Below are 18,406 nucleotides of genomic sequence, written 5' to 3'. Positions count from 1 at the left end.
TGCAATTCACTTCTTGATGTTCGTCAGGCGTTCAAAACCTGCCCATAAGCATCAAGGACACTTTCCTTCATCATTTCCGAAAGCGTCGGATGAGGAAAGACTGTATGCATCAGCTCTTCTTCTGTGGTTTCAAGATTCATCGCAACCACAAAGCCTTCAATCAGTTCAGTTACTTCTGCTCCAACCATATGTGCACCAAGCAACTGGCCTGTTTTTCTGTCAAATATGGTTTTGACGATACCCTGATCCTCTCCCATGGCAATTGCCTTGCCGTTTGCAGAAAACGAAAAATGCCCGACCCTTATGTCATAGCCCGCCGCCTTGGCTTTGGCTTCAGTCAATCCGACGGAAGCAACTTGCGGTGTGCAATAGGTGCAACCGGGAATCTTTCTCTTGTCCAAAGGTTCGGCTGTTTCAAGACCGGCAATATGCTCGACACAGATCACGCCCTCTTCTTCGGCCTTGTGGGCCAGCATAGGAGCACCCGCAACATCACCAATGGCATAAATGCCTGGTACATTGGTGCGTCCCCATTCGTCAATTACCACACAACCGCGTTCGGTTTTGACACCTAACGCTTCAAGCCCGATATTTTCTATATTTCCTTGTACGCCTACCGCAGAAATCAGACGCTCTGCAGTAACGGTCTCGGTTTTGCCATTAATATCAATGTGAGCTGTCACAGAATTGGACGTCTTCTCTATTTTCGAGACTTTCGCTTCGGTAAGGATTCGGATACCTTTTTTCTCCAATTGCTTACGTGCGAATGCAGCAATCTCCGCATCTTCAACAGGCATAATTTGCGGCATCATTTCCACAACTGTGACTTCCGCACCCATATCACGATAAAAGGATGCGAATTCAATTCCGATAGCGCCCGACCCCATGACGACAATGGACTTTGGCATAGTTTCAGGAACCATCGCTTCAAAATAGGTCCAAACCAGTTTCCCGTCCGGTTCGATACCCGGCAATGTACGCGGACGCGCGCCGGTTGCCACAATAATATGCTTGGCCTGATATGTCCCCTCGCCCAAAGTACCCTTCGGAATCGGGTTTTGTGGCTGCATAATTTTTTTGGTGATTTTGCCAACGACAATTTCACCAAGACCAGCGCCGGAAGCTGCCTTGGTGAGCTTTGCCTCGCCCCAAATAACGTCGATCTTGTTTTTTTTCATCAAATAGCCGACACCGCCGTTAAGACGGGCAGAAACAGTACGTGAGCGTTGCACGACATCCTTGATGTCTGCTTCAATCGAACCATTGAGTTTCAGGCCGTAATCTTTTGCATGTTCGCTAAAATGTTTGATTTCTGCTGTTCTAAGCAGCGCTTTTGTCGGAATACATCCCCAATTCAAACAAATACCACCAAGGTGTTCGCGTTCGACAATAGCGGTCTTGAAGCCCAATTGAGCAGAACGGATTGCTGTAACATATCCGCCAGGGCCAGAGCCTATAACAATAACATCATATGAATTTGCCAATTTTTCCTCCATGGGGAAAGATAGAACTAAAGGCCGAGAACGACATGCACCAATGGTTGAAGCCCTTTGCCAATTGCTTTTGTGTTGTTTTCGTCAAGATGAACGCCATCTAGCGGTGACGCGACTGCGACAGATGCAGCATCGAAGAAGGCACATTCCATCTCGTCAGCAAGATCCGAATAAAAAATCGACAGCTTTTTGGATTCTTCAATAGCACCACTGAAACACTCGCCACTTAAAGGATGGACGGTCTCCGCCAGATGAGGCGGAGAAACAATAATAATTTCCGGCGGTTCGGTCTGCGACATATAAGGATAGGAACGGACAATATTGATAAGCCGTTTCATACCCAAACTTGCTGCAATAGCAGAACCCGCAACAAATTTTTTCAAGTCATTGGTGCCCAGCATCATGATCACCAGATCAAGAGGCTGTCTCGAGCCCAGTACTGTCGGAAGGATTGCTGCACCATTCCGGTCGTCGATTGAAGTTTTATCATCAAAACAGGTTGTGCGGCCGCACAATGCCTCCTCGACAACTTCAATCGCGCCGTTAAATTGCTGTTCCAGCACAGGCGGCCAACGAATTTCGTTGGTGTAACGCGTTTGGTTTATCGGATTTAATCCCCATGTCAGGGAATCTCCATAAGCCAGAACAGTTTTTTTCATTATTACACCAACATGCTCATCGGGTTTTCAATGAACTTTTTGAAGGCTTGTGCAAGCTCGGCTGCCAATGCTCCGTCTACTGCACGATGGTCGGTCGACAATGTGACCGACATAACCGTTGCGATAGCCAAGGCACCATTTTTAACAACAGCGCGTTGTTCACCTGCACCGATCGCAAAGATCGTTGCATGTGGCGGGTTGATAATGGCGCAGAAATCCTTGACACCATACATCCCCATATTGGAAACCGCAGTTGTTCCGCCCTGATATTCCTCGGGTTTCAACTTGCGTTCCCGCGCCCGTTTTGCCAAATCTTTCATTGCATTGGAAATTGTCGAAAGCGATTTTTCTTCAGCATGTTTGATGATCGGAGTAATCAAGCCATTCGGAATGGAAACAGCGACCCCCACGTCCACAAATTTGTGGCGCATCATGCCGCTATCAAGCCAGGAAACATTGGCATCCGGAACGGCTTTAAGTGCCAATGCAGTCGCTTTGATAACCATATCATTGACTGAAAGCTTATAGGCTGGTTTTTCCCCAACATCGTTTCTAACCATTGGCGCAGCCGCGTTAAGTTCGGCTCGCAATTTCAGCAACGCATCGATCTCGCAATCAATTGTTACATAAAAATGCGGAACTGTATGTTTGGATTCAACGAGACGCTTGGCAATAGTCTTTCTCATACCGTCGTGAGGCACGATTTCATATTCATCGGTATTGAAAAGCTTCATTGTCAATTCGTCTGAAGACGAGCTTTCGAGCGAGACAGAAGACTGTACAGACTGCTCCACATTACGAGTGGCCTTGCCGGTACCGTTGGCAAGAGCACTATCGATATCACGTTTGATGATACGACCATGCGGCCCGGTGCCTGAAATAAGCGACAATTGAAGCCCGTTTTGTTTGGCAAGCCGCCGTGCCAATGGCGAGGCAAATATACGGCCACCTTTTTCTGCAACCGGTGCTCCAAAAGAAGTGGTTGTAGCTTGTTTGGAAGCCGAAGACGGCTCAGCGGGTTGAACGGGAGCAGTGTCTACTTTCGGGGTTGCAGCGGGTGCTGTTGGCTGTGCCGGTGCAGGAGAAGACGGAGCCTGTTTCTTTTCTTCCTCTTCAATCGCTTTTATAGCATCCTCGGCACTTTCGCCGTCTTCTGCGAGAATACCGATCAAGGCATTCACTTTTACGCCTTGTGTTCCAGCCGGAACAACGATTTTTGCAAGTGTCCCTTCATCAGCAGCATCAACTTCCATTGTCGCCTTGTCGGTTTCAATTTCAGCAACAGTATCGCCGGGCGAGACTTTGTCACCTACTTTGATATCCCACTTTGACAAAGTGCCTTCTTCCATTGTCGGGGAAAGCGCCGGCATCGTGATTTTTATAGCCATATTGCGTTCTCCTTCAGGCTTTGTAGGTGACAGATTTTACGGCGTCGACAACCTCGGCAACACTTGGCAAAGCAAGCTTTTCAAGGTTGGCTGCATAAGGCATAGGAACATCTTTGCCCGCAATCGTAGCAATCGGCGCATCAAGATAATCAAACGCCTGCTGCATTACACGTGTTGCAATTTCTGTTCCGACAGATGATTGCGGAAAGCCTTCTTCGATCGTGACCAAACGACCGGTTTTCTTGACCGATTCAATAATTGTCGGCAAGTCCATCGGACGAACAGTTCTCAGATCTATCAACTCGACATCAATTCCGAGTTTCTCGAATTCCGGCAGTGCTTCAACCGCGTAATTCATCCCCATGCCCATGCCGACGATTGTTACATCATTACCGGCTTTATGGATGCGGGCTTTGCCGATTGGCAAAACAAAATCATCAAGCTTTGGCACGTCGAACTGATGGCCGTAAAGCAATTCATTTTCAAGGAAAATGACAGGATTGTCATCGCGGATTGCAGCTTTGAGAAGCCCTTTGGCATCGGCAGCCGTATAGGGCATGATAACCTTCAAGCCAGGCACATGACTGTACCATGATGCATAGCATTGCGAATGCTGGGCACCGACACGAGCAGCCGCACCATTCGGACCGCGGAAAACCATAGGGGCATGCATCTGTCCGCCGGACATATAATGTGTCTTGGCGGCGGAATTCACAATCTGGTCGATTGCCTGCATGGCAAAGTTGAATGTCATGAATTCAACAACCGGACGCAAGCCACCGAACGCTGCCCCGACACCAAGGCCGGCAAACCCCTGTTCGGTAATCGGCGTATCAATGACACGGCGTGCGCCAAATTCATCAAGCAGTCCCTGACTGACCTTATAAGCGCCTTGATATTGTGCAACTTCTTCACCAATCAAGAACACCTTGTCATCGCGACGCATTTCTTCCGCGAGCGCCTGATTCAAGGCTTCGCGCACGGTCATTTTGACCATTTCGGTTCCTGCCGGAATATCGGGGTCGGATTGAACGACCGGCTCTGCAGGCTTTGGTGCTGCCGGGCTTGAGGGAGCCTGAGCGGCAGGTGCAGCTGGTTGCGGTGCTTTTGGTGCTGCCTCTTTTGCCGGATTAACGGCATTTTTAATATCCGCCGCTGTTTCACCATCTTCAAGCAGAACCGCAATAGGCGTGTTGACCTTTACACCTGCTGTTCCTTCAGGAACAAGAATCTTGCCGATTGTTCCTTCATCGGCTGCATCGACTTCCATAGTGGCTTTATCGGTTTCGATTTCTGCAATCACATCACCGGCCTCGACCTTATCGCCTTCCTTTTTAAGCCATTTTGAAATTTTGCCTTCTTCCATTGTGGGCGAAAGCGCCGGCATCAAGATATCAATAGACATAGTCGCTTTCCTCGCTATTAAAGAAGAACATCGGTATAGAGCTCGGATACATCCGGCTCGGGATCATTTTCAGCAAAATCTGCCGCATCTGCAACGATAGCACGAACCTTTTTGTCAATGTCTTTCAATTCGTCTTCTGTTGCCCAACCCTTTTTGATACAGCGGTTCTTCACCTGATTGATCGGATCATGTTCGGTCTTGACCTTTTCCACCTCTTCTTTGGTGCGATATTTGGCCGGATCCGACATAGAGTGACCACGATAACGATAAGTCTGCATGTCGAGAATAATCGGGCCTTTGCCTGAACGTGCCCATGCAACAGCCTCATCGGCTGCCGATTTTACAGCACAAACATCCATACCATCGACAACATAACCGGGAATTTCAAAAGACAAACCACGACGTGAAAAATCAGTCTCGGCAGAAGCACGGGAAACTGCCGTTCCCATGGCATATTGGTTGTTTTCGATAACGTAAACGACAGGAAGTTTCCAAAGCGAAGCCATATTGAAGCTTTCATAGACCTGGCCCTGATTGGCTGCGCCGTCACCGAAATAGACAAGCGTTACATTATCGCGTCCCAAATATTTATTGGAAAAAGCCAATCCTGTTCCGATCGGAACCTGCGCACCGACGATACCATGTCCGCCAAAAAAGTTCTTTTCCTTGGAAAACATATGCATCGAACCGCCCTTCCCCTTGGAAAAGCCATCTTTGCGACCGGCGAGTTCAGCCATAACACCGCGAGGGTTCATACCTGTTGCCAACATATGTCCATGATCACGATAGGAAGTGATCACCTGATCGCCTTGTTTTATTGCTTTGACAGTTCCGGTGACTACCGCTTCTTGTCCGATATAAAGGTGACAAAAGCCGCCAATAACGCCCATGCCATAAAGCTGACCGGCTTTTTCTTCAAACCGTCGGATTAAAAGCATATCGTGATAAAACTGAAGTTCTTCTTCTTTGGTGAATTCCGCCGGCTCAGGTGATCTGGCGGTATTGGTTAATACGGTCTGCGTTTTTTTCGCAGAAGTTTTTTTAGCCCGTGCTGCCATATTAAACTCCCTTAATTGGTGTTTTAAAAAATACGCTTTCCCCGCCAAAGTTACAAGCACTATAAATGTTTGTAAAAATTCGTGTAAGGTATTGATATATTTATTTTTTAGGAAATAAACAGAATTTTGCTATTTTGACAAATCGCCTTGACCCGTCAGAATAACAAATTCATTCGGCTTCGAAAGATTAAGATTTTTGCGAGCATATTCATCAAGCATATCGCGTTCTATATGACCGTCTTTTAAAAGCGAAACCTTTTTTTCTATTCCTTTGCGCTGCTCTTCAAGCGATTTCAACTCGTTGTTGAGGCTGTCGATATGTTGTTCTACTTTAACACGAGAATATAAACCATATTCACCGTGATAAATGTGGTAGCCGAAATAGCTCAGCACACCAATCGTCATAAGCGGCAATATAAAGCGCCCCTTGATTGATCTGCGTTTCTGTTTTGTCCACATCATTTCAGCATTTCTGTCCCTATCGAACTTAAATCATTGATGCATGATTTTTATTAAAGATAGATTACCGGAAGACCAAATTCCTGAAAACAAAATGAAGAAAAGCTATTGCCGGTTGGATTTTTGGCATTTTAAAAAATAAACGTTATAGACATTTCAATCAATGCTATCTCGACCACTTGTCTCGTACAGACACATCAAAAGACAAACTTCACGAAGTTCATTGCCTGACAGATAATCCCAAAAATATTCACTTCTGTTTTCCGGTGTTGACCTTTCCAGTGATTATTTCCAAGTCAAAGATATTCGCTTGTGATCGGATTTCCGTCTTTATCTTTGAATTTCCCCATAAGGATCAGAATAAAATCGATAATTGACCAAATAAACGAAATGACCGAACCGATAACTGTGACCGTGAGCAGAAGCATCAACACGCCAGTACCGATTTTTCCGACCATAAAACGATGAACTCCGAAAATCCCGAAGAACCAGCATACGATTGCCATAACGACTTTCGAATGCTTGCTATCAATGCTTAAGGGAAAGATATTTTTGGCGATCGCCCCTTGTGTTACAAAATCAACCTTGATTCCGGCCGACGGTTCACCTTGTCCGCTCCAGTCAAGCCGCGTAAATTCGTAACGGTTGTTATCGGCTCCAGAGATAAGACCTTTGTTCATTGTGTAGCTTATAATCGAACCGCGCATAAAAACTCCTGATCTTTTTTAAAAAGCAAAGTGCCTCGGTTGAGTGAGCATTCAACTTTGCTTTTTGATAAACATTGCTATTTTGTGGGGTCAGACCACTGGTTTAAATATGTTGCGTGTTTCAAAAAGCTAGTCCGTTATAAAAATTAATGCAAAAATCAACAAAGAGCGGACTCTGAAGTCCGCTCTTCAAAAAAGAGTTTTGATATTGCTAATCTTCAATCAGATACGAAAAGCGGAAATACCGGCATAGCGAGCCTGACCGCCCAGTTCTTCCTCGATTCGCATCAACTGGTTATATTTGGCAAGCCGGTCTGAACGGGCAAGAGACCCGGTCTTGATCTGCCCACAATTGGTGGCAACAGCCAAATCGGCAATGGTCGAATCTTCGGTTTCACCGGAGCGGTGCGACATAATTGCTGTATAACCGGCTTTATGAGCTGTTTCGACAGCATCAAGTGTTTCACTTAAAGTACCAATCTGGTTGACTTTGACCAGCAGCGAATTGGCGACGCCCATTTTGATACCGTCGCGTAAACGTGCAGAATTGGTAACGAAAAGATCATCTCCAACGAGTTGGCATTTTTTACCGATCCGGTCAGTCAGAATTTTCCAACCATCCCAATCGTCTTCTGCCATACCATCTTCGATTGTGATAATCGGGAAATCGCTAATGAGTTTTTCGAGATAATCTGCCTGTTGTTCAGCACTGCGCGTTTTGCCTTCGCCAGTGTAAACATAGGAACCGTTTTTATAAAATTCCGATGATGCACAATCAAGGCCGAGCGCGACCTGTTCGCCCGGCTTGTAACCGGCTGCCTTGATGGATTCGACAATGAATTCGAGCGCGGCTTCGGCACTCTTGAGATTGGGGGCAAAACCGCCCTCGTCACCGACATTGGTGTTAAGACCGGCATCTTTCAAGCGCTTTTTCAATGTATGAAAAATCTCGGCTCCGTAACGAACAGCATCCTTGATTGTAGGCGCACCGACCGGCAAAATCATGAATTCCTGAAAATCGATCGGATTGTCAGCGTGAACACCGCCATTTATAATATTCATCATCGGTGTCGGCATCAAATGGGCTTGTGTGCCGCCAACATAGCGATAAAGAGGAAGACCGGCAGAGTTTGCGGCAGCTTTTGCAGTTGCCAGAGAAACTCCCAAAATTGCATTCGCACCAAGGCGCGACTTGTTTGCTGTACCATCCAGCGCAATCATCGCCTCATCAATCGCTATTTGATCTTCCGCATCAAGACCACCAATTTCCTGAAGAATTTCCCCGTTGACTGCATTCACCGCTTTTTCAACGCCTTTACCCTGATAACGTGTACCGCCATCGCGCAGTTCGACAGCTTCATGAGCACCTGTTGAAGCCCCGGAAGGCACCGCTGCCCGTCCAAATGCACCATCTTCCAAAACTACATCAACTTCGACAGTCGGATTGCCACGACTATCCAGAATTTCACGGCCAACAATATCTACAATTGCAGTCATCTCGCGTTTCCTTCCCGATCAGGGTTCGTTAGTTCTTTAATGATTAGACAAACTCTCTTTGCGAGGGAATACCTAACATCTCATAAAATCGATTAAAGCTTTTTTGCCAACCGGTCAAACGCCATCAATGTTTCCAACAGATTCGGCAAATTTTCGAGCTTGACCATATTCGGCCCATCAGAGGGAGCATGATCTGGATCCTGATGTGTTTCCAGAAAAACACCGGCAACACCGACTGCCACAGCCGCGCGGGCAAGCGTTTCAACAAATTCGCGTTGTCCTCCCGAGGATGTGCCCTGCCCGCCGGGTTGCTGGACAGAATGGGTGGCATCAAAAATGACCGGCGAGCCGAATTGTGCCATAATCGGCAGTGCCCGCATATCCGAAATCAACGTATTATAACCAAACGAAACACCCCGTTCACAAGCCATAACATTCGGATTTCCGCTCTCGGTAATTTTGGCCAGAACATTTTTCATATCCCACGGGGCGAGAAACTGACCTTTTTTTACATTGATAACGCGGCCGGTTTTTGCTGCCGCCACAAGAAGATCGGTTTGACGACACAAAAATGCGGGAATTTGTAAAACATCAACATGAGGAGCAACAAGCGCACATTGTTCTTCTGTATGAATATCCGTCAGTACAGGAATATTGAATTCCCGTTTCAAATCATCGAAAACGTCCATAGCCTTTTCAAGGCCGATGCCACGTTTGCTGTTCAAAGACGTACGATTGGCCTTGTCAAAACTCGACTTATAAACAACACCAATACCCAGTTTTTCTGCAATCTCTTTTATCTTACCCGCCATATCAAATGCATGTTCACGGCTTTCCATTTGACATGGCCCCGCAATAATTGAAAGCGGCGCACTATTGGAAAATACAACATTTCCTACAGAGACAGTGCTATTCGGTTTCGTCATCTAGTCCTCTAATCTAATCATTTTCATATGATTTTTGCTGATTGTCAGACCTTACCTTAAAAAACACAGTCTATTCAATATGATTGTTTTCAAATACCGCTCAAAAGCAACAATCATCTACTGTAAGTAATTTAGTATAAAAGAACGCATCAATCCGGAATGTTTTTAAAACCGTGACCGAGAATGAAATGCTCAATATCAAGATATCCGGTTCCGGTTTTTTGAGCCGAAAAGAAAAAATCCAAAAGCCGGTAATTAATCCAAAATCACGGACCTGATGAAAGCGTTATAGTGGAAAAACAATCACTATATCCCTGCAATCATTATATCCCTGAATAAATTTAACTGATCAAACAACTCGCAAAATTATTCAAACAAGTCGCAAAATCATTTATCTACCAAAAAAATTGCAAAGCCCCTGTTGGAACTTTGCAAAATTCAAATATCAAAAACGAATACGATATTAAACCGATCGCCCTTGTTAAACCAATCTGCCTTGTACCATCGCTGCTTTTATAAAAGAGGCAAAAAGCGGATGAGGCTCGAAAGGACGGGATTTCAGCTCGGGATGATATTGAACCCCGATAAACCATGGATGATCCTTATATTCAATTGTCTCAGGCAAAACACCGTCAGGTGACATGCCGGAGAAAATCAAACCACAATTTTCAAGCCGCTCTTTATAGTCGATATTGACCTCGTAACGATGGCGATGGCGTTCGAAAATATCGGTTTTTCCGTAGATTTTTGCAATGGCACTATCTTCTTTCAGGATTGCTTCATAAGCGCCAAGGCGCATTGTGCCACCGAGATTGCCCTTTTCAGCACGTTTTTCCAAAGCATTCCCTTTAAGCCATTCTGTCATCAAACCAACGACCGGCTCGTCCGTGGGACCAAATTCGGTCGACGAAGCATTTTTGATGCCACCGAGATTACGGGCAGCCTCTATACAGGCCATCTGCATACCAAAGCATATACCGAAAAACGGAACTTTACGCTCGCGAGCAAAACGAATGGCCATGATCTTGCCTTCGGCACCACGTTCACCGAAAGCGCCGGGAACAAGAATGCCATGCACTTTTTCGAGATAAGGCGTTGGGTCTTCTTTTTCGAAAATTTCCGATTCTATCCACTCGAGATTGACTTTGACCTTATTGGCAAGACCGCCATGGGTTAAAGCCTCGTTAAGAGATTTATAGGCATCTTTTAAGCCGGTATATTTACCGACCACAGCAATGGTGACTTCGCCTTCCGGATTGTGAAGACGACGATTAATTTCGATCCAGCGATCCATTTTCGGTTCCGGAGCCGGATCAATTCCGAAAGCAGCCAGAACTTCCGAATCCAGCCCCTCACGATGGTAGGCGATCGGAACGTCATAAATCGTATCGACATCAAGCGCCTGAATCACGGCTGACGGACGGACGTTACAAAAGAGCGAAAGTTTGCGCCGTTCCGATTCCGGAATAGCGCGATCGGCACGCACAAGTAATATGTCCGGAGCAATACCCACAGACTGTAATTCACGGACCGAATGTTGTGTCGGCTTGGTTTTCAATTCTCCGGCAGCGGGAATATAGGGCATCAATGTCAGATGCATATAGACCGTTGTATGAGGTGGTAATTCATTATGAAGCTGCCTTATTGCTTCCAAAAACGGCATTGCTTCGATATCGCCGACCGTGCCACCAATCTCGCATAAAACGAAATCGTAATTCTCATTCCCTTCCATAATGAAATTTTTGATTTCATCGGTAACATGGGGAATGACTTGCACAGTCGCGCCTAGATAATCGCCACGCCGCTCACGCTCGATGATATTTCGATAAATGCGGCCGGTCGTGATATTGTCCTGCTTGTTTGCCGAACGACCGGTAAAACGCTCGTAATGCCCAAGATCAAGATCGGTCTCGGCGCCGTCATCGGTCACGAAGACTTCTCCGTGCTGATAAGGCGACATTGTGCCGGGATCAACGTTAAGATAAGGATCCAGCTTGCGGATCCTTACACGGTACCCGCGAGCCTGTAACAATGCAGCTAAAGCTGCTGCGGCAATGCCTTTTCCAAGGGAAGAAACCACGCCACCAGTAATAAAAACATATCGTGCCATGGGCTTATGGAGATAACCGTTCATTGATGATTCTTCCAGAAAAAAATTAGGTTTTTCGCAATTTTTTCTTTTTAATTACGATTCCCGAAGGGCTATCCAAAAGACCCTATTTTTATGCTCTCTGCCGATTTTCAGCTTAAAAAGCCTGACAAGACTTGAAAAACTGATTCGTTTTTCAGCATTAAGTCGTTGTTTTTATTAACAAAAAGCCCCGTATTAAACGGGGCTATTAAGAATGGATTTTTTACAGTTTCAAAGCACAACAACTTCTGTACCGACATCGACCCGATCATAAAGATCAAGAACGTCATCATTGATCATACGGAAGCAACCATTGGAAGCAGAAGAACCGATTGTCCAAGGCTGGACTGTCCCATGAATACGAATATAGGTGTCTTTGTTACCCTGCCAGAGATAAAGTGCACGTGCTCCGAGCGGATTTCCCGGGCCCCCATCCATACCATTGGCAAATTTTGCATAATGCTCTGGACTACGCTTGACCATATCTTTTGTCGGAATCCAACGTGGCCATTCCCGTTTAAAACGAATATTGGCTGTTCCTTTGAACTGAAGCCCGATTTTACCAACAGCAATTCCGTAACGCCTTGCTGTTGTCGGTGTCTCGATCAGATAAAGGAAATAATTCTTGGGATCGATAACAATCGTCCCCGGTTTATAGCCGGAAAAGGATACGGTCTGAGGACGATATTTTTCCGGTACGTTATAACTTTTGACAGTTGGTATCTGAATATGTCCAACGGGCGCAACCGATGCGACTTGCGCATTATCGGCATCATCGCTATCAGCAATTTCTTCTGAAAAGGCAGCATGACCTGACAAAAAAAACAAGCCGGACAAACCGGCAATCAATAAACGGTGGATCATTTCAACTTCAATTCCGCGATGAAAGTTCGAGAGTTTTTACAACAAATTCGGTTTTAGCAACACAACTGCTGTTCATACGACCAAATTTGTTTGTCCTCAATCTTTTTCAAGTAGCGCCATAAAAGTTGATTGACCGCTATGGCAGTCATGCAACACTTTGTTAAGGTTTGGAATTTTTTTCCATTTGTTTAGGTCGAAGCAAATCTGTCAAAGTAATATTTCGCTCTGCCAACTGCCAAAGCAAACAACATTAAAATCCACATTCAAAATGCCACACAGAAAATTTTGTATAGAAATTCTGTTTGTTTTCCTGCCGTTCTGCCCGCTCTTTTTCAAATAACACTCCCCTTGCTTCGGTTAGCCTGACAGAACAGCTTAAAACCGATTTCCCGATGGGATGAAGAATTTATCCGGCAATAAAAGATATTTAATTGATCGAACGAACTATTTTAAAATTATTCTATAAAATTTTTTGGTCCTGAAAATTCAACAGAAGACAACTGAGCGGTTTTAAAAAACAAAAGGGCGAAAACCGCCCTTTATTTTCTGTAACCAATTGATCGGAATATCAAACTCCTACACCAAACCCTCGTTTAGTTGTTTGGAACCGGATTTTCCTGTTGCTGCGGCACCGGATTTTCCATAACCGGAGCTGATTTATTGCCATCTGTGGAAGATTTCTGGGCATCCGGCGTTGTCGTGCTTTGACCACTCTTCTGATCTTTACCACCAGACTGGTCAGAACCTGCCGGCTGATTTGCATTATTTGCCGGTGCTTGACCTTCACCTGTCGGTATCTGTCCCGATGTTGTCGACGGTGTATTTTGAGTCGGAGCTTTTGTATCCTTTGCAGGAATACGATTGATAATATCGGCAGCAGGATTGGAAACACTATCCAAAACTACAAGAGCAATCGATGTTGCAAAAAAGCAGAGTGCAAGAATTGCCGTCAGCCGTGTCAGCGCGTTTTTTGTGCCGCGTGCTGTCATAAAGCCGGAACCACCGCCAATGCCCAAGCCGCCGCCTTCGGAACGCTGTATCAATACAACGCCGACAAGTGCGATGACAATTAAAAGATGAATGACAATCAATACTGTCTGCATAAGCTCTGCTCTATTATTACCGTTCGCGGCTGTTTACACGTAATTTTTACATAATCCAAGAGGCAAGACAAAAATCTTCAACTATAATTTCCGATAAGCGCCGCAAATTGCCAGAAAATCATTGGCTTTCAAGCTCGCTCCGCCGACCAGCGCACCGTCGACATTATGAACGCCCAATAATTCGACAGCATTATCAGGCTTGACGGAACCACCATAAAGCAAACGGAAGAGTTTTCCCGATTGTCCAAAACGGGCAACCAGCTTGTTGCGCATAAATTCGTGGACTTCACCAACGTCTTTAGCTGTCGGTGTTTTACCGGTACCAATTGCCCAAACCGGTTCGTAGGCAATCACGGTATTTTGCGGTGTTGCATGATCGGGTACAGAACCAGCCAATTGTTTTTCAATGACATCAAGCGTCTTTCCGCTTTCGCGTTCTTCAAGTTTTTCACCAACACAAATTATCGAAACCAGACCGGCTCGCCACGCCGCTTCGGCTTTTTGCCGAACAAGATCGTTGCTTTCATGATGGTCATTCCGTCTTTCCGAATGGCCGACAATGACGTAACTCGCTCCGGCCTCTTTGAGCATGGGAGCGGAAATATCTCCGGTATGGGCACCAAAATCGGCTGTGTGGCAATCCTCCCCGCCGAGAAGAAGTTTTTCGCCATCAAGACTGTCGGCGGCTCTGGAGAGCAAAGTAGCCGGTACACAAATTAATGCTTCGAATAAACGTCCAAGATCCGAATTAACACCAGCGGAAATTGCCCGCAACTCGGCAAGAGATTCGCCAGTGCCATTCATTTTCCAATTTCCTGCGACGAGCGGTCTAACATTCGGTGTCATGATTTTTCCTCAATAACAGTCTTAAAACAGCGCATTAATAGCCTTAACTAACAAATTACACCACTAAAGCAAGTGTTAAACCTTGCATATTGTGCGCCTTTGTTGCACATCCTATCAGAGCTTTTTGCTTAAATGAAGCCAATTAAAACGGAATTTGCCGATGCTTGATACAATACGAAGTGCTGTCAATTCTTGGATTGCCAAGGTTTTCCTCGGTCTGCTTGTTCTATGCTTTGTCCTTTTATGGGGAGTGCCGGAATTAAGAAGAACCAGTGGACATGACTTGTTCACATCGGGAAAATCCACAATCAAAACCAATACTTACAGATTAGCTTTGCAAGATCAGATCAAGCTTTTTGCGAGCACCAATCAGCTACCACGTTTGCTTTCCGAAGCCGAAGCCAAGCAATATGGTCTTCCGCAAATGGCGATTAGCCAGCTTCAGCAGGATGTATTGCTCGACGAGCAAGTTCGGTTGATGAAAATCGGCGTTTCAAAAGATGGAATTGCCCGTGCCATAGGCGCCGACCGGTTTTTTCAACAGCAAGGGCAATTCGATCGCACTATTTTTCTGAGCTACCTCAAACAAGAGGGGCTTCCCGAGGCTGATTTTATTGATTACCTGGCCGGTAAAGAGAAACGTAACCAGCTTGTCTATTCCGCAGTCAACGACATGGCTGCGCCCGACGTATTTTACTCGGCATTGCTGAATTACCGCAACGAAACACGCTCTGTCGATTATCTTCTCGTGACGAAAAAAGAAATTGGCGAAATTAAAGACCCCACTTCCGAACAATTGCAAAAATCGTTTGACGCCCATAAGGCCGAATTTCACGCACCGGAATATCGTCAGGTCACTTTAATGGAAATGACACCGGAAAGCTTGCTTAAACCTGCCGATATTTCCGAGGATGAAATCAAGGATTATTATACCCGCAATGCTTCGCGTTTCATGTCACCCGAGGAACGTACGGTTCAAATATTGCGCTTCAAAACAAGACAAGAAGCAGACAACGCTTCCGCCAAACTCCGTAATGGAACGACTTTCGAGGATCTGGTCAGCAGTGAACATAAAACACTGGAAGACATTACCAAAGGTCCCGCAGCAAAAACCGGTTTCTCGTCGACCATTGCAAGAGACATTTTCGAACTGGAATTAAACAAGGTCAGTGATGTCATCAACGATCTTGAAGGACCGGTCATCATGCGTGTTGTAAAAATTACACCGCAAGGTCCTACTCCATTGGAAAAAGCCGAACCGGATATCCGCAATAGATTAGCCAAGGAAAACGCCGCAAATGCTATGCGCGATAATCATGATGCCATTGAAAATGCCCGTTTCGAAGGGGCGTCGCTTGATGAGCTCGCAAAACAATATAAACTCGATTTGCGGAAGGTTACGATTGATTCAAAGGCCCAAGCGCCTGATGGAAAAGCAGTAGCTGATTTACCACAACAATCTATGCTCGTTGATAATATCTTTCAGGCTACAGAAGGAGCCGATCTTGATCCCATTGCGATCAAGGGCGGCGGTTACTTATGGTATCGCGTTGACAAAATTGTCGATTCCCGTGACCAAACTCTGGATGAGGTTAAAGATAAAGTCGTCGCTTTATGGAAAGCCGGGGAAACACAAAGACTACTCGACGAGAAAGCGTCAAAACTGGAACAGGAATTGAAAGATCACAAAACACTCGATGATTTGGCTCGAGAGCTTGGTGTGACGAAAAAGACAGTTCGCGGTCTTAAACGTGGTGGTTCGGATGAAGTTCTGGGAGCTGATGGTATCAATGCGGCTTTCTCCGGTCCCAAGGGGCATAGCGGTGTGTCCAAGGCCGCTGATAAGGACCAGCGGATTGTTTATCTTGTAACAGAATCGGTTCAACCTTTGAACACCGACCCCAAATCGCTCGAACCTCAGCTAAAGGCCAATATCGATGCTATGGTGGGAGCAGATCTCGGTCTTGCAATTTTGGAACTTGCCAATGCGAAAGCACCTGTCAAATACAATGTCGAGAATCTTAAAGCTATAACCAACAACCTTCAGTGAGGATATCATGAGTGACCTGAAGCCTTTTATCAACAAGGTTGCAACGGGTGCTTCACTCACAAAAGATGAAGCAGAAGCGGCCTTTACAATCATGATGTCCGGTCAGGCGACACCTGCCCAGATTGGTGGTTTTTTAATGTCGCTTAGAGTTCGCGGCGAAACCATTGATGAAATCACCGGTGCAGTTGCATCCATGCGTAAGAAAATGTTGCGGGTAGATGCTGTTGAAGGTGCTGTCGATATTGTGGGCACCGGTGGAGACCAATCCGGTTCTTACAATGTTTCGACCGCAACCGCTTTTGTCGTTGCCGGGGCTGGAATTCCTGTGGGTAAACACGGAAACCGTGCATTATCGTCAAAATCAGGTGCTGCCGACGCCTTGGCAGCACTTGGTGTGAATATTGATGCTACCCCCGAAATGATCGGCCGCTGCATCCGTGAAGTGGGACTAGGCTTTATGTTTGCGCCAACCCATCACTCGGCAATGCGTCATGTGGGGCCTGCGCGTGTCGAGCTTGGTACACGGACAATCTTCAACATACTCGGACCTCTTTCCAATCCCGCCGGTGTTACGAACCAGTTGATCGGTGTCTTTTCGCCCCAATGGGTTGTTCCTATAGCCAAAGTTCTTCAAGGACTTGGCTCGAAATCACTCTGGGTCGTTCATGGCAGCGGCATGGATGAACTGACAACCGCAGGCGAAACAGAAGTTGCTGCGCTTAAAGACGGCGTTCTCACCACTTTTACAGTGACCCCAGAGGATGCCGGTTTGAAACGTGTTACAATGGCAGACCTCAAAGGTGGCGACCCGCAATATAATGCACAGGCATTACGAGCCGTTCTTGAAGGCCAACACGGAGCTTATCGTGATATTGTGCTTTTGAATGCTGCCGCCGCTTTCATCATCGCCGGAAAAGCCGACTCATTGAAACAAGGTGTCGAAATTGCCAAGCAAAGTATCGATCAAGGTAAGGCTAAAGAAAAGCTGGAACAATTGATAAAGGTTTCGAACGACCTTGGTGACAATAATGAGTGATATTTTAAAGAAAATTGAATCCTATAAACGTCAGGAAATAGCCAAAGCTAAAGAAGCTTTGCCTCTCGAAAACTTAAAAAAATTGGCTACAAAGGCTGAAAAACCACGCGGTTTTTATAAAGCACTGAAAACCAAGGAAGATAAAGGTCTTTTCGGTTTGATTGCCGAAATTAAGAAAGCGAGCCCTTCAAAGGGGCTTATCAGAGAAGTTTTCGACCCGCCGGCACTTGCTAAAGCATATGAGGAAGGCGGGGCAGCCTGTCTTTCGGTTCTAACCGATACCCCCTCTTTTCAGGGATCACCGGAATTTTTGCAATTAGCACACAAAGCTTGTAATCTTCCTGCCTTAAGGAAAGATTTTCTCTTCGATACCTATCAGGTTTATGAAGCCCGCGCATGGGGAGCCGATTGCATTCTCATCATTCTTGCGGCGGTTGATGACAATTTGGCCAAAGCACTGGAAGAAACCGCATTCGAACTTGGTATGGATGTTCTCATAGAAACCCATAATGAAGCTGAAGTTGAACGGGCATTAAAACTTAAATCGCCACTTATCGGGGTTAATAACCGCAATTTGCGCAATTTTGAAGTTGATCTTGCGAATTCCGAGAGACTTTCCCATATGGTTCCCGATGATCGCCTGTTGGTGGGTGAAAGTGGCATTTTTACCCATGATGATCTGAAAAGATTGGAAAAAAGCAACATTCGTTCATTTCTTATCGGAGAAAGTCTGATGCGGCAGAACGATGTAGCAAAGGCGACAAGAACCTTATTAGGACTATAA

16 protein-coding genes are annotated in these 18,406 nt (G+C 45.9%); 3 read left to right on the top strand and 13 right to left on the bottom strand.

All coding sequences use genetic code 11. The features are described 5' to 3' along the window. Positions 1–23: 23 nt before the first annotated feature. From lpdA to tpiA, 13 genes are all read right to left on the bottom strand, one after another. The gene (lpdA, locus tag H3S83_RS05805) at positions 24–1,484 is read right to left on the bottom strand and encodes a dihydrolipoyl dehydrogenase (RefSeq protein WP_198239164.1); all 1,461 of its coding nucleotides are present in this window, start codon (positions 1,482–1,484) and stop codon (positions 24–26) included. A gap of 26 nt (positions 1,485–1,510) precedes the next feature. Next, positions 1,511–2,152: an SGNH/GDSL hydrolase family protein gene (locus tag H3S83_RS05800; protein WP_198239163.1), complete on the bottom strand. Its 642-nt coding sequence runs from the start codon at positions 2,150–2,152 to the stop codon at positions 1,511–1,513. A 2-nt stretch (positions 2,153–2,154) separates the two neighbouring features. Beyond that, entirely contained in the window at positions 2,155–3,540 is a 1,386-nt protein-coding gene (locus H3S83_RS05795) for a pyruvate dehydrogenase complex dihydrolipoamide acetyltransferase (protein ID WP_198239162.1), read from the bottom strand. Between the two features lie 13 nt (positions 3,541–3,553). Beyond that, the gene (locus H3S83_RS05790) at positions 3,554–4,945 is read right to left on the bottom strand and encodes a pyruvate dehydrogenase complex E1 component subunit beta (protein ID WP_198239161.1); all 1,392 of its coding nucleotides are present in this window, start codon (positions 4,943–4,945) and stop codon (positions 3,554–3,556) included. A 17-nt stretch (positions 4,946–4,962) separates the two neighbouring features. Next, entirely contained in the window at positions 4,963–6,003 is a 1,041-nt protein-coding gene (pdhA, locus tag H3S83_RS05785; RefSeq protein ID WP_077971101.1) for a pyruvate dehydrogenase (acetyl-transferring) E1 component subunit alpha, read from the bottom strand. Between the two features lie 129 nt (positions 6,004–6,132). Continuing rightward, a complete protein-coding gene (locus tag H3S83_RS05780) occupies positions 6,133–6,462 on the bottom strand; it encodes a septum formation initiator family protein (protein WP_077991813.1) in 330 nt (109 codons plus the stop codon). 296 nt (positions 6,463–6,758) lie between these two features. After that, positions 6,759–7,169, bottom strand: coding sequence for a TM2 domain-containing protein (locus tag H3S83_RS05775; RefSeq protein WP_198239160.1), 411 nt, complete (start codon positions 7,167–7,169; stop codon positions 6,759–6,761). Positions 7,170–7,391: 222 nt separating this feature from the next. Continuing rightward, the gene (gene eno / locus H3S83_RS05770; RefSeq protein WP_198239159.1) at positions 7,392–8,666 is read right to left on the bottom strand and encodes a phosphopyruvate hydratase; all 1,275 of its coding nucleotides are present in this window, start codon (positions 8,664–8,666) and stop codon (positions 7,392–7,394) included. A gap of 92 nt (positions 8,667–8,758) precedes the next feature. Beyond that, positions 8,759–9,592 (bottom strand): 3-deoxy-8-phosphooctulonate synthase, encoded by an 834-nt coding sequence (gene kdsA, locus H3S83_RS05765; RefSeq protein WP_198239158.1) that lies wholly within the window; start codon positions 9,590–9,592, stop codon positions 8,759–8,761. A gap of 481 nt (positions 9,593–10,073) precedes the next feature. Next, complete coding sequence (locus H3S83_RS05760; RefSeq protein WP_077973499.1) at positions 10,074–11,702, bottom strand: CTP synthase; 1,629 nt, start codon at positions 11,700–11,702, stop codon at positions 10,074–10,076. Between the two features lie 252 nt (positions 11,703–11,954). Further along, positions 11,955–12,587, bottom strand: coding sequence for a L,D-transpeptidase (locus tag H3S83_RS05755; RefSeq protein WP_198224872.1), 633 nt, complete (start codon positions 12,585–12,587; stop codon positions 11,955–11,957). Between the two features lie 593 nt (positions 12,588–13,180). Next, positions 13,181–13,690, bottom strand: a complete 510-nt coding sequence (gene secG, locus H3S83_RS05750) for a preprotein translocase subunit SecG (protein ID WP_198224874.1) — start codon at positions 13,688–13,690, stop codon at positions 13,181–13,183. Positions 13,691–13,771: 81 nt separating this feature from the next. After that, on the bottom strand, positions 13,772–14,536 hold the full coding sequence (gene tpiA / locus H3S83_RS05745; protein ID WP_077971085.1) for a triose-phosphate isomerase: 765 nt from the start codon (positions 14,534–14,536) through the stop codon (positions 13,772–13,774). Between the two features lie 160 nt (positions 14,537–14,696). On the opposite strand from tpiA, the gene H3S83_RS05740 reads away from it, so the two are divergent. From H3S83_RS05740 to trpC, 3 genes are read left to right on the top strand one after another with little or no spacing between them, the layout of a single operon-like run. Then, the gene (locus H3S83_RS05740; RefSeq protein WP_198239157.1) at positions 14,697–16,586 is read left to right on the top strand and encodes a peptidyl-prolyl cis-trans isomerase; all 1,890 of its coding nucleotides are present in this window, start codon (positions 14,697–14,699) and stop codon (positions 16,584–16,586) included. 7 nt (positions 16,587–16,593) lie between these two features. Then, positions 16,594–17,622: an anthranilate phosphoribosyltransferase gene (gene trpD, locus H3S83_RS05735; protein WP_198239156.1), complete on the top strand. Its 1,029-nt coding sequence runs from the start codon at positions 16,594–16,596 to the stop codon at positions 17,620–17,622. Then, positions 17,612–18,406 carry an indole-3-glycerol phosphate synthase TrpC gene (gene trpC, locus H3S83_RS05730; protein ID WP_198239670.1) on the top strand — a complete coding sequence of 265 codons (795 nt, stop codon included), beginning with the start codon at positions 17,612–17,614 and terminating at the stop codon, positions 18,404–18,406. Before trpD ends, trpC begins: the two co-directional genes overlap by 11 nt.

The sequence above is a fragment of the Bartonella sp. W8122 genome, from assembly GCF_016102485.1.
GTDB classification, from domain to species: domain Bacteria; phylum Pseudomonadota; class Alphaproteobacteria; order Rhizobiales; family Rhizobiaceae; genus Bartonella; species Bartonella apihabitans.
The sequence above is the reverse complement of the archived record's forward strand: the minus strand, read 5'-3'. Positions and strand labels throughout refer to the sequence as shown.